This window comes from Streptomyces sp. NPDC044719, assembly GCF_056433405.1.
Genome location: NZ_JBWKHE010000002.1, coordinates 404,825 through 418,017 on the forward strand (window position 1 = coordinate 404,825; position 13,193 = coordinate 418,017).

Annotated in this window: 12 protein-coding genes; 11 read left to right on the forward strand and 1 reads right to left on the reverse strand. The window is 70.8% G+C overall.

Features of this window, described 5'->3' with window-relative positions; all coding sequences use genetic code 11:
- The first annotated feature begins 113 nt into the window (after positions 1 to 113).
- From AC07DF_RS08575 to AC07DF_RS08625, 11 genes are all read left to right on the forward strand, one after another.
- Positions 114 to 1,631, forward strand: a complete 1,518-nt coding sequence (locus AC07DF_RS08575) for a sugar ABC transporter ATP-binding protein (RefSeq protein WP_478968272.1) — start codon at positions 114 to 116, stop codon at positions 1,629 to 1,631.
- Positions 1,628 to 2,668: an ABC transporter permease gene (locus AC07DF_RS08580; protein WP_382577205.1), complete on the forward strand. Its 1,041-nt coding sequence runs from the start codon at positions 1,628 to 1,630 to the stop codon at positions 2,666 to 2,668. The genes AC07DF_RS08575 and AC07DF_RS08580 overlap by 4 nt, the downstream gene beginning before the upstream one ends.
- Positions 2,661 to 3,653, forward strand: coding sequence for an ABC transporter permease (locus AC07DF_RS08585; RefSeq protein WP_478968274.1), 993 nt, complete (start codon positions 2,661 to 2,663; stop codon positions 3,651 to 3,653). Before AC07DF_RS08580 ends, AC07DF_RS08585 begins: the two co-directional genes overlap by 8 nt.
- An 85-nt stretch (positions 3,654 to 3,738) precedes the next feature.
- Complete coding sequence (gene rhaS, locus AC07DF_RS08590; protein WP_478968276.1) at positions 3,739 to 4,824, forward strand: rhamnose ABC transporter substrate-binding protein; 1,086 nt, start codon at positions 3,739 to 3,741, stop codon at positions 4,822 to 4,824.
- 17 nt (positions 4,825 to 4,841) lie between these two features.
- Positions 4,842 to 5,162, forward strand: coding sequence for an L-rhamnose mutarotase (locus AC07DF_RS08595; protein WP_478968278.1), 321 nt, complete (start codon positions 4,842 to 4,844; stop codon positions 5,160 to 5,162).
- Positions 5,163 to 5,178: 16 nt separating this feature from the next.
- A complete protein-coding gene (locus AC07DF_RS08600; protein ID WP_478968280.1) occupies positions 5,179 to 6,603 on the forward strand; it encodes a BNR repeat-containing protein in 1,425 nt (474 codons plus the stop codon).
- Positions 6,604 to 6,691: 88 nt separating this feature from the next.
- The gene (locus AC07DF_RS08605; RefSeq protein WP_478968282.1) at positions 6,692 to 7,717 is read left to right on the forward strand and encodes a LacI family DNA-binding transcriptional regulator; all 1,026 of its coding nucleotides are present in this window, start codon (positions 6,692 to 6,694) and stop codon (positions 7,715 to 7,717) included.
- A gap of 108 nt (positions 7,718 to 7,825) precedes the next feature.
- A complete protein-coding gene (locus tag AC07DF_RS08610) occupies positions 7,826 to 9,127 on the forward strand; it encodes an alpha/beta fold hydrolase (protein ID WP_478969462.1) in 1,302 nt (433 codons plus the stop codon).
- A gap of 28 nt (positions 9,128 to 9,155) precedes the next feature.
- Positions 9,156 to 9,890 (forward strand): PIG-L deacetylase family protein, encoded by a 735-nt coding sequence (locus tag AC07DF_RS08615; RefSeq protein ID WP_478968284.1) that lies wholly within the window; start codon positions 9,156 to 9,158, stop codon positions 9,888 to 9,890.
- Between the two features lie 37 nt (positions 9,891 to 9,927).
- Positions 9,928 to 10,821, forward strand: coding sequence for an RNA polymerase sigma factor SigJ (gene sigJ, locus AC07DF_RS08620; protein WP_478968286.1), 894 nt, complete (start codon positions 9,928 to 9,930; stop codon positions 10,819 to 10,821).
- Between the two features lie 31 nt (positions 10,822 to 10,852).
- Positions 10,853 to 11,683, forward strand: coding sequence for a pentapeptide repeat-containing protein (locus AC07DF_RS08625; RefSeq protein ID WP_478968288.1), 831 nt, complete (start codon positions 10,853 to 10,855; stop codon positions 11,681 to 11,683).
- Here AC07DF_RS08625 and AC07DF_RS08630 read toward each other — a convergent pair.
- Positions 11,645 to 13,141: a cytochrome P450 gene (locus AC07DF_RS08630; RefSeq protein ID WP_478968290.1), complete on the reverse strand. Its 1,497-nt coding sequence runs from the start codon at positions 13,139 to 13,141 to the stop codon at positions 11,645 to 11,647. The two genes, AC07DF_RS08625 and AC07DF_RS08630, sit on opposite strands and share 39 nt — an antisense overlap.
- Positions 13,142 to 13,193 lie beyond the last annotated feature (52 nt).

Below are 13,193 nucleotides of genomic sequence, written 5' to 3' on the forward strand. Positions count from 1 at the left end.
TCGACCGGTACCCATTGACGTGACATGCGCGGCCCGCCTAACGTCCCGGCAACCCAGTTGAAACCTTTCACGACGCCGAGAGGGCCTACCGTCGGCGTCGTCGAGGAGCCCTCATGACCCACCCGTCCACCACGGGTCCGGCCCCGGTTCTGGCACTGAGGGACGTGTCCAAGTCCTTCGGCGCGGTCCGCGCGCTGCGGGACGTCTCCCTGGAGCTGTTCCCCGGGGAGGTGCACGCCCTCGCCGGCGAGAACGGCGCCGGCAAGTCCACCCTCATCAAGGCACTCGCCGGAGTGCACCGGCCGGACTCCGGCCAGGTGCTGCTCGACGGTGCGCCCGTCGTCTTCAACGGCCCCGGTGACGCCCGCGACGCCGGCATCGCCGTGATCTACCAGGAGCCCACGCTCTTCCCCGACCTGTCGATCGCCGAGAACATCTACATGGGCCGCAGGCCCAAGCGCGCCTTCGGCCGGATCGACCACAAGGCCACGCACAACGCGACGGCCGCCCTCATGGACCGCCTCGGCGTCGAACTCGACCCCGACCGGCCCGCCCGCGGTCTGTCCATCGCCGACCAGCAGATCGTCGAGATCGCCAAGGCCCTCTCCTTCGACGCCCGCGTCCTCATCATGGACGAGCCGACCGCCGCCCTCACCGGCAGCGAGGTCGCCCGCCTCTTCGGCGTCGTACGCACCCTGCGAGACCAGGGCGCCGCCGTGCTGTTCATCTCCCACCGGCTGGAGGAGATCTTCGAGATCTGCCGGCGGGTCACCACCCTGCGCGACGGCGCCTGGATCGCCAGCGAGCCCCTGGACGGCATGACCGAGGACGACCTCGTGCGCCGCATGGTCGGCCGCGACCTCGAGGAGCTGTACCCCAAGCAGGACGTGACACCGGGCGAAGTCGCCCTGAGCGTGCGCCGCCTGACCCGTGAGGGCGTGTTCACCGACGTCTCCTTCGAGGTGCGGCACGGCGAGATCGTCGGCCTCGCCGGGCTCGTCGGCGCCGGGCGTACGGAGGTCGCCCGGGCCGTGTTCGGCATCGACCGCTGGGACGCGGGCGAGGTCTCCGTACAGGGCAAGGCACTCGTCAACGGCGCCCCCTCCACCGCGATGTCCGCCGGGCTCGCCCTGGTCCCCGAGGACCGGCGCGCCCAGGGCCTGGTGATGGACATGTCCATCGAGCGGAACATCGGCCTCACCGGGCTCCGTACGACCGTCAGGGCGGGTCTGATGGACCGCGGCGCCGAGCGCAGCCGGTCCCTCGACTGGGCCGTCAAACTCCAGGTGAAGTACGCCCGGATCGCCGACACCGTCAACACCCTGTCCGGCGGCAACCAGCAGAAGGTCGTGCTCGCCAAGTGGCTGGCCACCGGCCCCAAGGTGCTGATCGTCGACGAGCCGACCCGGGGCATCGACGTCGGCACCAAGGCCGAGGTGCACCGGCTGCTGTCCCAGCTGGCCGCCGACGGCGTGGCCGTCCTGATGATCTCCTCCGACCTGCCCGAGATCCTCGGTATGGCCGACCGCGTGCTGGTGATGCACGAGGGCCGCCTCACCGCCGAGATCCCGCGCTCCGACGCCACCGAGGAAACCGTGATGGCCGCAGCCACCGGGAGGGCCGCCGCATGACGGTCGTCACTCCACGAGAGGCCCCCGTGGCCGACGTGCCCAAGTCGAGCGGCACGCGGCTGGTCGACCGGGTCTTCAAGATGCGCGAACTCGCCATCCTGGTCGTGTTCCTGGTGATGATCGCCGTCACCCAGGCCGGCAACAGCGAGTTCCTGTCCGAGCAGGGCATCAAGGACCTGCTGCTGAACGCGACGATCCTGGTACTGGTCGCCACGGGCCAGTCCCTGGTGGTCATCACGAGGAACGTCGACCTGTCCGTCGGATCCACGCTCGGCATCAGCGCCTTCGCCGCCGGAACGTATCTCCAGGGCGGCGGCAACCCGGTCGTGGCGATCGCGCTGGCCGTCCTGCTCGGCATCGGCTTCGGACTGCTCAACGGGCTGCTCGTCAGCCTGGGCCAGGTGCCCGCACTCGTCGTCACCCTCGGCACGCTCTACATCATCCGCGGCATCGACTCCATCTGGGTCGGCTCCCGCCAGATCACCGCGGCCGATCTGCCCGGCGGGTTCGTCGACTTCGGCTCCGGCGGCATCTGGGCGGTGCCCTACCTGGCGCTGATCGCCCTGGCGGTGCTGGTGGCGACGGCGTACTACCTCAAGCACTACGGCAGCGGCCGCGAGCTGTACGCCCTCGGCTCCAACCCGGAGGCCGCCCGGCTCGCCGGCATCCCCGTCCGCAAGCGGATCCTCGCCGCGTACACCTTCTGCGGCGCCCTCGCCGGACTCGCCGGCGCGATGTACCTCGCCCGGTTCGGCAACGTCGACTCCGGCACCGGCAACGGCTACGAACTGACCGTCGTCAGCGCGGTCGTGGTCGGCGGCGTCGTCTTCACCGGCGGCTCCGGCAGCGTCTATGGCGCGGCCCTCGGCGCGCTGCTGCTGACCTCCATCAACAGCGTGCTGCCCGCCCTCGGCGTCAGCTCGGTCTGGGTGCTCGCCATCAACGGCATCCTGCTCATCCTCGCGATCGCGGTCGACCGGGTCGTCGCGCTGCGCGTGGCCTCCGCCCTGAAGAAGAGGAACGCCCGCCATGGCTGACATCTCCCTGAGCCGAGCGGTCCGCTGGTCCGCCTTGAAAAGGTGGGATTCCGCCGTAGGCGCCCTGCTGGTGGTCGTCCTGTTGTTCTCCTTCGGGTTCGTCGACGGCTTCGGCAACGCGCTCAACCTGTCGTTCCTGATCGGCAACACGCTTCCCATCGCGCTGATCGCCCTGCCGATGACGCTGCTGGTGGTGTCCGGGGAGATCGACCTCTCGGTGGCGTCCACCGCCGGTCTGTCCGGTGCGGTGATGGGTGCCCTGTGGAACCAGGGCATGGCCATCGAGACGATCATCCCGATCTGCCTGCTGCTGGGTGTGGTGTGCGGGCTGATCAACGGTCTGCTGGTGACCAGGCTCGGCCTGCCGTCCCTCGCCGTCACCATCGGCACGCTCGCCGCCTACCGGGGCATCGCGCAGATCGTGCTCGGGTCCGACGCGGTGACCGACTTCCCCACGCAGTACCTCGACTTCGCGGCCGGGCGTCTCGGTGACACGTTCATCCCGTACGCCTTCCTGCCGTTCCTCGTCCTGCTGGCCATCGCCGTGGTCGCGCTGCACGCCACGCCGTTCGGGCGGTCGTTGTTCGCGATCGGGGCGAGTGAGGAGGCGGCGCGGTTCGCCGGTATCCGCGTCAAGCGACAGAAGCTGCTGCTCTTCACGCTGACCGGGTTGATGGCCTCGCTGACCGGCGTCTTCTGGGCGCTGCACTATGCGAGTGCGCGGTATGACAACGCGACGGGGCTCGAACTGTCCGTTGTCGCCGCGGTGTTGCTCGGCGGGATCGACTTCGACGGTGGCAAGGGCACGTTGGGTGGTGCGATCGCCGGGGTGTTTCTGCTCGGCGCGTTGCAGAACGTGATGAGCCTTCAGGATGTCTCGGCGCAGTCGCAGATCGTCGTGACCGGTGTGTTGCTGGTGCTTTCCGTACTCGGGCCCCGGGTGGCTCGGCAGATCGCCGTTGTGCGTGCTCAATCGTCCGGCTGATCCGCCCATGTGGCTGGTCGCGCAGTTCCCCGCGCCCCCAAGAAAAGCAGGCGCGTCTCACTCAACTTCGTCAAAGGAAACCGTCATGCGTAAGTCAACCCTCCGCCGCAGCTGTGCGGTCCTTGCCATCGCCACCTCTCTCGCGCTCGCGCTCACCGCCTGCGGCGGCGGCACCACCAAGAAGGACGTGGCGAACGAAGGCGGGTCCGCCGCCACCGCCGGCAAGGCCGACCCGAACGCGGCCACCAAGAAGGGCCTCACCGTCGGGTTCCTCCCCAAGCAGGTCAACAACCCGTACTTCACCAGCGCCGACAAGGGCGGCGAGAAGGCGCTCAAGGCGCTTGGCTCCAGCTACAAGGAGGTCGGCCCGTCCAGCGCGACCGACACCGCCGGGCAGGTCTCCTACGTCAACACGCTCACCCAGCAGCAGGTCGACGCCATGGCCGTCTCCGCACAGGACCCCGGTGCGCTGTGCACCGCCCTCAAGCAGGCCATGAAGAACGACATCAAGGTCGTCACCTACGACTCCGACACCACGCCCGACTGCCGCAACGCCTTCGTCTCCCAGGCCTCCGCCGAGGATCTGGGCCGCACCGAGGTGCAGCTGCTCGCCAAGCAGCTCGACTACAAGGGCGAGATCGCGATCCTGTCCGCCGCGCAGACCGCGACGAACCAGAACACCTGGATCGACTTCATGAAGGACGAGCTGAAGAAGCCCGAGTACAAGAACATGAAGCTGGTGAAGACCGCGTACGGCAACGACGACGCCCAGCAGTCCTTCCAGCAGACCCAGGGCCTGCTCCAGGAGTACCCGAACCTGAAGGGGATCATCTCCCCGACCACCGTCGGCATCAAGGCCGCCGCCCAGTACCTCTCGGGCTCCAAGTACAAGGGCAAGGTCAAGCTGACCGGTCTCGGCACCCCCAACGACATGCGCAAGTACGTCAAGAACGGCACCGTCGAGGCGTTCGAGCTGTGGGACCCGGCCAAGCTCGGCGAGCTGGCCGCCCGTACCGCCGTCGCCCTGTCCTCCGGGCAGATCACCGGCAAGGAGGGCGAGACCTTCAAGGCCGGCTCCATGGGCGAGTACACCATCGGCAAGGACGGCGTGATCAGCCTCGGCAAGCCGACCGTGTTCGACGCCGAGAACATCGACCAATTCAACTTCTAGTCCCCGGAGGTCTGTTGATGCAGCGCGTGTGCTTCCTGCTGAAGGTCAGGGCGGACCGTCTCGACGAGTACCGCGAGCGGCACGCCACCGTGTGGCCCGAGATGCGCCAGGCGCTCTCGGACACCGGCTGGCACAACTACTCGTTGTTCCTTCGCGAGGACGGACTGCTCGTCGGCTACCTGGAGACCGAGGACTTCGCGGCCGCCCAGGCCGCCATGGAAGCCACCGACGTCAACGCCCGCTGGCAGGCGGAGATGGCGCCGTTCTTCGAGTCGCTGGACGGCGCCCGGCCCGACGAGGCCATGAAACCGCTCACCGAAGTGTTCCACCTCGCATGACGATGGAGTCCACGAGATGCACAGACGTACGTTGCTGGCCGCCGCCCTCGCGGGAGCAGTGGTGACCCCCGCCCTCGCCTCCGGCACGGCCCGGGCCGCCGACCCCGGCCCCTCGGTCACCCGGACCGGCACCACCACGCTCGACGGCCGGGCCATCTTCTTCGTCTCCTACGACGGGCTGGTCAACAACAACGCGTTCCAGAAGAACGGCCTGCTGACCTACAAGGGCTACCAGTACGCCGTCTGGTACACCGCCGACCGCAACGCCGTCGTCGGCCGCCGCGCCCTCGGTTCGAGCACCTGGTCCACCGTGAAGGTCGGGCACACCCTGCGGTACAACGACTCGCACAACGTCATCTCCATGGGCGTCTCCAAGGTCGACGGCCGCCTGCACCTCAACATGGACTCCCACAGCGACGGCTTCACCTACGTCAAGTCGGTCGCCGGGCTGATGGACAACCCCGGTGGACTGAGCTGGACCGCCGCCCGTTTCGGGGCGCCGCAGTCCACCCTCGACGGGCTGGCGCTGACCTCGCAGTTCACCTACCCGCAGTTCGTCGCCACGCCGGACGGCAAGCTCCAGCTCAGCTACCGCGTCGCCGTCTCCGGCAACGGCCGCAACGCCCTCGCCGAGTACGACGGCACCAAGTGGACCAACCTCGGCGAGTGGTCCAGCTCCACGGGGACCTACACCAGCGAGCACGGCTCCTCGACCGCCCGGAACATGTACCTGCACGGCATCGACTACGACCGGAACGGGCGGCTGCACTCCTTCTTCACCTGGCGCGAGCAGAACGGCGCCGTGATGTGCGACGGCGGCGGCATCAGCAACCACGACACCGGCTACGTCTACTCCGACGACCGGGGCCGCACCTGGCGCAACAACGCCGGCGCCGTCGTCGGCACCACCGGAGGCTTTGACAAGGTGTCCGTGAACGACACCGGCCTGGTCGTCGACCCGCTGAACCCGGACCACTCCCTGATGAACCAGGAGAGCCAGTTCACCGACTCCGCCGGCCGGCCGCACGCGATCATCTCCTACGTCCCCGGCCGCTTCGGGCAGTGCACCACGAACTACGTCGCGAACCGGACGGCCAACGGCCGCGCCTTCCACGTCCGCAAGAACGCCTCCGGCAGCTGGCAGAAGACCGAGATCCCGGTCCCGCTCAACTCCAGCCAGCGCACCAAGCTGATCCTGGACAAGTACGACAACGCCTACGCGGTCTTCCCCTTCGGCCGGATCGCCGGAGCCTCCGCGGCCTCCGGGTACACCGACTGGAGGATCCTGTTCGACGGCAGCGGCCTCAACGCCTTCGGCGAGGTCGTCATCGACGAGACACGCGTCGGGCAGGACGGGGTGCTGTCCTTCATGTACCAGGAGAAATCCAGCGGTACGACGCCCTCGGCGCTGCACGTCACCGACTTCCGTCTGCCCGCCTGACCGGACCCGGTCGCCGGGGCGGCATGCCGGTAATGTGAAGCCGCTCCGGCCCCCGCCCCCTCGTTTTCCTCCTGGAGGTCCCTGTCCGATGTCCCAGTCGGTGGGTATCAAGGACGTCGCCCGCGCCGCCGGAGTCTCCGTCGGCACGGTGTCGAACGTGATCAACCGCCCGGACACGGTCGCGACCGAGACCCGGGCCCGCGTGCAGTCCGCGATAGACCGGCTCGGCTACGTCCGCAGCGAGTCCGCGCGTCAGCTGCGCGCGGGCCGCAGCCGGATCATGGGGCTGCTCGTCCTCGACATGGGCAACCCCTTCTTCGTCGACGTGGCACGCGGCGCCGAGCGTGCCGCCCGTCAGGCCGGACTCGGCGTGATGGTCTGCAACAGCGCCCAGAACCCGGGCGAGGAGGCCGACTATCTGTCGCTCTTCGCCGAGCAGCGGGTGCGCGGCGTGCTGCTCACCCCCGCCGACGCGACCGGGCGCAACATCGAGGCCTTCCGCCGGCACGGCATCCCGTTCGTCCTGGTCGACCGGGTCGCCGAGGGCACCACGGAGTGCTCGGTCTCCGTCGACGACGTCGCGGGCGGCGCCCTGGCCGTACGCCATCTCGTCGACGCCGGGCACCGCTCGATCGCGTACGTCAGCGGCCCGCCCGGCCTCAATCAGGTCCGCGACCGGCGTACGGGCGCCCTCGAAGCGCTCGCCGAGGCGGGGCTCGGCCCCGAGGCGCTGCGCGAGCTGCCAACCGAGCGGCTGGACGTCGCCGCGGGCCGCGACGCCGGGGCCCGGCTGCTCGGCCTCGCCGACCGGCCGACCGCCGTGTTCTGCGCCAACGACCTGCTAGCCCTCGGCGTTCTGCAGGCCATGTACGCGGCGGGCGTGGGCGTCCCCGACGACCTCGCCATCGTCGGCTACGACGACATCGAGTTCGCGGCCGCGGCGGCCGTCCCGCTCACCTCCGTACGGCAGCCCGCCGTCACCATGGGCGCCATGGCGGCCGACCTGCTGCTGGAGGAGACGGAGGAGGAGGGCCCGGCGCGGCCGCACGAGCACCGACGCGTCGTCCTCCAGCCCGAGCTGGTGGTCCGCCGCTCCAGTCTGTCCGCCCGCTGAGCCCTGAACGGCCGTTCAGCAAGGTTTCATGATCGAAGGGCTCACCCGCGGACGTTCCCTGTGATGAACTGGGACGCGGCCCGAATTCCGTCCGTCCCGGGAGCCCTGTTGACCGTCAGCTACCGCCAGCCCGGAGTCGTCCTCACCGACCGCCGCTTCACCGTCCCCCTCGACCACGACCGCCCCGAGGGCGAGACGATCGAGCTGTACGCCCGCGAGGTCGTCGCGAGCGACAAGGCGCATCAGGACCTGCCCTGGCTGCTCTACCTCCAGGGTGGCCCCGGCTTCGGCGCGGACCGCTCCGTCGGCAGGCCCGGCTGGCTGGGCAGGGCCCTCAAGGAGTTCCGCGTCCTGCTCCTCGACCAGCGCGGCACCGGCCACTCCACCCCCGCCAACCGGCAGACGCTCCCGCTGCGCGGCGGCCCCGCCGAGCAGGCCGACTACCTCACCCACTTCCGTGCCGACTCGATCGTCCGCGACTGCGAGGCCATCCGCCCACTGGTCACGGGCGGCGCGCCCTGGACCGTCCTCGGCCAGAGCTTCGGCGGCTTCTGCGCGACCAGCTACCTCTCCCTCGCCCCCGAGGGCCTGGCCACCGCGGTGATCACCGGCGGGCTGCCCGCCCTGGACGCCCACGCCGACGACGTCTACCGGGCCGCCTTCCCGCGCGTGGAACGCAAGGTCGCCGCCCACTACGCCCGCTACCCGCAGGACGCCGAACGCGCCCGCCGGATCGCCGACCACCTGCTGACCCACGACGTGGTCCTGCCGAACGGCTACCGGCTCACCGTGGAGGCGTTCCAGTCCCTCGGCATCCTCCTCGGCACCGGCGACGGCACCCACCGCCTCCACTACCTCCTGGAGGACGCCTTCGTCCGCACCCCGCAGGGCTCCACCCTGTCCGACGCGTTCCAGGAGCAGGCGCAGGGCATGCTGTCCTACGCCCGCCATCCGCTGTACGCGCTCGTCCACGAGTCGATCTACGGCCAGGACGGCCGGCCCACCGCCTGGTCGGCCGAGCGGGTCCGCGCCGAGTTCCCGCAGTTCGACGCCGCCAAGGCACTCGCGGGTGACGAGCCGCTGCTGTTCACCGGCGAGTCGATCCACCCCTGGATGTTCGACTGCGACCCTGCCCTGCGCCCCCTGCGCGAGACCGCCGATCTGCTCGCCGCCCGCACCGACTGGACACCCCTGTACGACGGGGCCCGTCTGGCCGCCAACAAGGTGCCGGTCGCCGCGGCCGTGTACCACGACGACATGTACGTCGACACCGCCCACTCCCTGCGGACCGCCCGCACCATCCGCGGCCTGCGCACCTGGATCACGGACGAGTTCGAGCACGACGGCGTACGCACCGGCGGCACGCGTGTCCTCGACCGGCTGCTGGCCATGGCGCGTGACGAGGCCTGAGACCACAGGCCCGGACTAGTCTGCCGACATGACGACCACTCAACTGCAGCCCATGCCCGGCGACTGGCGGCGTGCCCTCGCGGTCGTGGCCCACCCGGACGACCTCGAGTACGGCTGTTCGGCGGCGATCGCCGCCTGGACCGACGGCGGCCGCGAGGTCGCCTATGTGCTGGCGACCCGGGGCGAGGCGGGCATCGACACCCTGGAGCCGGAGAAGTGCGGCCCCCTGAGGGAGCGCGAGCAGCGGGCGAGCGCGGCGGTGGTCGGTGTCTCGGCCGTGGAGTTCCTCGACCACAAGGACGGCGTCATCGAGTACGGCACCGCCCTGCGCCGTGACATCGCCGCCGCGATCCGCCGGCACCGGCCCGAGCTGGTCATCACGCTCAACCACCGGGACACCTGGGGCGGCGTCGCCTGGAACACCCCGGACCACGTCGCCGTCGGCCGCGCCACGCTCGACGCGGCCGGCGACGCCGGCAACCGGTGGATCTTCCAGGAACTCGTCGAGCAGGGCCTCGAGCCGTGGGACGGAGTGCGCTGGGTCGCCGTCGCCGGTTCCAGCACACCCACGCACGCCGTCGACGCGACGTCCGGCCTGGAGCGCGCGGTGGCCTCGCTGCTCGAACACCGCAGTTACATCGAGGCGCTGACCGACCAGGACCCGGAGACCTACGTCCGCGGCTTCCTGACCCAGCACGCCGAGGCCACGGGCGAGCGCTTCGGGGGCAGGCCCGCCGTGGCGTTCGAACTGTTCAGCAGATGACGCGCCGGACGACCGGCGAGGGACGACGGGGGAGACCATGACGGGCAGCGCGGAACTGGCAGACCGGTTCGAGGAGAACCGCGGGCACCTCAGAGCGGTCGCGTACCGCATGCTGGGGTCGCTGACCGAGGCGGAGGACGCCGTCCAGGAGGCCTGGCTGCGGCTGAGCCGCACCGACCCGGACGACATCCAGAACCTCGGCGGCTGGCTCACCACGGTGACCGGCCGCGTCTGCCTCGACCTCCTGCGCTCGCGCACCGCACGCCGCGAGGAGCCGATGGACGACGTCTTCGTCCCGGACCCGGTGCTCAGGCCCCTGTCGCACATCGACCCGGCGGAGGAGGTGCTCCAGGCCGACTCGGTGGGCCTGGCCCTGCTGGTCGTCCTGGAGAACCTGGAGCCCGCCGAACGGCTCGCGTTCGTGCTGCACGACATGTTCGCCGTGCCGTTCGACGACATCGCGCCGGTCGTGGAGCGCAGCCCGGCCGCGACCCGGCAGCTGGCGAGCCGCGCCCGGCGCCGGGTGCGCGGCGCCACACCCTCGGCCGAGCCGGACCTCGGCCGGCAGAAGGAGGTGCTCGACGCCTTCCTGGCCGCCTCGCGCGGCGGCGACTTCGAGGCGTTGCTCGCGCTGCTGCACCCGGAGGTGGTGCTGCGGGCCGACTCGGGCGCCCTCGTGCGGGGCGCGGCCGCGTCCAAGGTCGTCCAGGGTGCGAAGACGGTGGCGGAGCAGGCGCTCATGTTCGCCCGGTACGCGACGTCCGCGCGGCTGGTGCTGGTCAACGGCTCTGTCGGCCTCGTCGACGCGCTCGAGGGCCGCGTGCGGTCGGTCATGGGGGTCACGATCGCCGACGGCCGGATCACCGGCATGTACATCCTGGCCGACCCGGAGCGTCTGGAACGTCTGGAGGTTCGCGGACTCACGGACTGACCGGCGTTCTTCGTTTTGTACGCTGAACGTCATGCGAGATCACCAAGCCGCGCGAGCGGAACTGCGCGGCGACTGCGAGCGGTGCTTCGGGCTGTGCTGTGTCGCCCTGCCCTTCGCGCGGTCGGCCGACTTCGCGGTCGACAAGGACGCCGGAACGCCCTGCCGCAACCTCCAGGCCGACCACCGTTGCGGCATCCACGCCAGGCTGCGGCAGAAGGGGTTCACCGGCTGCACCGTCTACGACTGCTTCGGCGCCGGACAGCAGGTCTCGCAGATCACCTTCGGCGGCCTGGACTGGAGGTCCGGGCCGCCCGAGGACGCCCGCCGCATGTTCGACGTGTTCCCGGTCGTCCGGCAGTTGCACGAGCTGCTGTGGTACCTGACCGAGGCGCTCGCCCTGCCCGCGGCCCGCCCGGTCCACGCCGAGCTGCGCCAGGCGCTGGAGAAGACCAAGGGACTCACCGACGGGAGCCCCGAGGAACTCGCCGGCCTGGACGTGGCGGCGCACCGTCAGGAGATCAACGTCCTGCTGCTGAGGACGAGCGAACTGGCCAGGGCCGGCACCCGGGGCCGCAAGAAGGACCGCCGGGGCGCGGACCTCATGGGCGCCCGCCTCAAGGGCGCCGACCTGCGCGGGGCCAGCCTCCGCGGCGCCTACCTCATCGCCGCCGACCTGACCGGCGCGGACCTCAGGGGCGCCGACCTGATCGGCGCCGACCTGCGCGACGCGGATCTCACCGACGCCGACCTGACCGGCGCGTTCTTCCTCACCCAGCCGCAACTGAACGCGGCCCGGGGGAGTGCCGGGACCCGGCTGCCGGAGTCAGTCACCCGCCCCGGGCACTGGACAGCGCAGCTCTGACGCCGGTTGGCGCACCGGGGTCCGCCGCTCCGGGTGCAGCCGCAGACCCTCCGGCATCAGCGTCAGCCGTTCCGTGACGCGCAGTCGGTAGGCCGGGTCGGACCGCAGTTCGTAGCGGCGCAGCAGCAGACCGAGGACCAACGTCGCCTCGTGCAGCGCGAACTGGCGCCCGATGCACGCCCGCGCCCCGGTCCCGAACGGCTTGAAGGTGTGCGGCGCGCGGGACCGTACGGCCTGTGCGTCGAAGCGGTCGGGGTCGAACCGCTCGGCGTCCGGGCCCCACACCTCCGGGTCCCGGTGCAGCATCGGCGTCAGCACCAGCGCCCAGGCCCCGGGACGCATGGGATGCTCCCCGGCCAGCACCGTGTCCTGACGTGCCTCCCGGGCGAAGGCGGGCGCGGTGGGCCACAGCCGCAGCGACTCGTCCAGCACCCGGCGGACGTAGCGCAGCCTGGCCACCTGCTCATAGGCCGGCTCCGCCGTGTCGCCCCACACCCGGTCCACCTCGGCGCGGGCCCTGGCCGCCGCCTCGGGGTGCCGGGAGAGGTAGTGCAGGGCGAAGGAGAGCGCGCCCGAGGTGGTCTCGTGGCCCGCGACGAGGAAGGTGATCACCTGACGGCGGACGTTCTCCGGCGAGAGCCGCTCCCCGGTCTCCGGGTGGGCCGTCTCCAGCATTCTGTCCAGCAGGTCGCCCTCGCCGCCGCCGTTCGCGCGCCGGGCCCGGACCAGCGCGTCGACCGTGCTGTCGAGGTGGGCGATGTCGGCCGCGTTGCGGCGGCTCGCGCTCCGCAGCAGCAGCGGGGCCAGCGGGAAGGGCACGGTGTTGAGCCGCTGCGCGTACGTCAGCGTCCCGACCATCGCGGTCACGAAGGGATGCGGCCGGGAGCGCTCGAACGACCCGAAGTCGTGCCCGAAACCGGTGCGGGCGATCGTCTCCAGCGTCAGCTTGGTCATGTCGCCGGGCACGTCCACCGACCGGCCGGTCGCCGCCGCCCGGTCCCAGTGCTCCGTCAGCCGCCGCGCGACATCCAGCATCATGGGGTGGTAGCCGGCCATGGCCTCGCGGCTGAACCCCGGGGCGAGCACGTCGTGCGCCAGCTGCCAGTTCGGCTCGTGGTTGTACGCCGTGAACAGGCCGTCCCCGGCGACCGGCCGGAGGTTGGCGATGCCGAGCCCCACGTGCTTGGCGAACCTCGACTCGTCCGCGAGATCGGCCGTGTGCCGGGCGCCCCACACGAACACGAACTCCTTGCCGAAGGCCTTCCGCCGGAAGACCGGCCCCAGCTGCCGGGCGTACCGCAGCGAGTCCTGCAGGGGAGTGCGCCGGTTCACGCCCACCACGTCACCGAGCAGCGGGATCCGGCGCGGCGGATGCGGAATGCGGTCCAGCTCGGGCCAGCCCAGCTCGGCACTCCGGAATCCCTTGGGCCCTGATGCCCGTATCGGCGCCTCCGTCATGACGCGATCTCCCTTGATCCGGCGGCGGGTTCGCACGTGTTGTATGTGAGTT

Bases quoted from the DNA above. Each gene is read 5' to 3' on its own strand.
- AC07DF_RS08615 (WP_478968284.1), top strand. From the start codon at position 9,156: ATGACGACCACTCAACTGCAGCCCATGCCCGGCGACTGGCGGCGTGCC.
- AC07DF_RS08595 (WP_478968278.1), top strand. From the start codon at position 4,842: ATGCAGCGCGTGTGCTTCCTGCTGAAGGTCAGGGCGGACCGTCTCGAC.
- AC07DF_RS08600 (WP_478968280.1), top strand. From the start codon at position 5,179: ATGCACAGACGTACGTTGCTGGCCGCCGCCCTCGCGGGAGCAGTGGTG.
- AC07DF_RS08585 (WP_478968274.1), top strand. From the start codon at position 2,661: ATGGCTGACATCTCCCTGAGCCGAGCGGTCCGCTGGTCCGCCTTGAAA.
- sigJ (WP_478968286.1), top strand. From the start codon at position 9,928: ATGACGGGCAGCGCGGAACTGGCAGACCGGTTCGAGGAGAACCGCGGG.
- rhaS (WP_478968276.1), top strand. From the start codon at position 3,739: ATGCGTAAGTCAACCCTCCGCCGCAGCTGTGCGGTCCTTGCCATCGCC.
- AC07DF_RS08630 (WP_478968290.1), bottom strand. From the start codon at position 13,141: ATGACGGAGGCGCCGATACGGGCATCAGGGCCCAAGGGATTCCGGAGT.
- AC07DF_RS08580 (WP_382577205.1), top strand. From the start codon at position 1,628: ATGACGGTCGTCACTCCACGAGAGGCCCCCGTGGCCGACGTGCCCAAG.
- AC07DF_RS08575 (WP_478968272.1), top strand. From the start codon at position 114: ATGACCCACCCGTCCACCACGGGTCCGGCCCCGGTTCTGGCACTGAGG.
- AC07DF_RS08625 (WP_478968288.1), top strand. From the start codon at position 10,853: ATGCGAGATCACCAAGCCGCGCGAGCGGAACTGCGCGGCGACTGCGAG.
- AC07DF_RS08605 (WP_478968282.1), top strand. From the start codon at position 6,692: ATGTCCCAGTCGGTGGGTATCAAGGACGTCGCCCGCGCCGCCGGAGTC.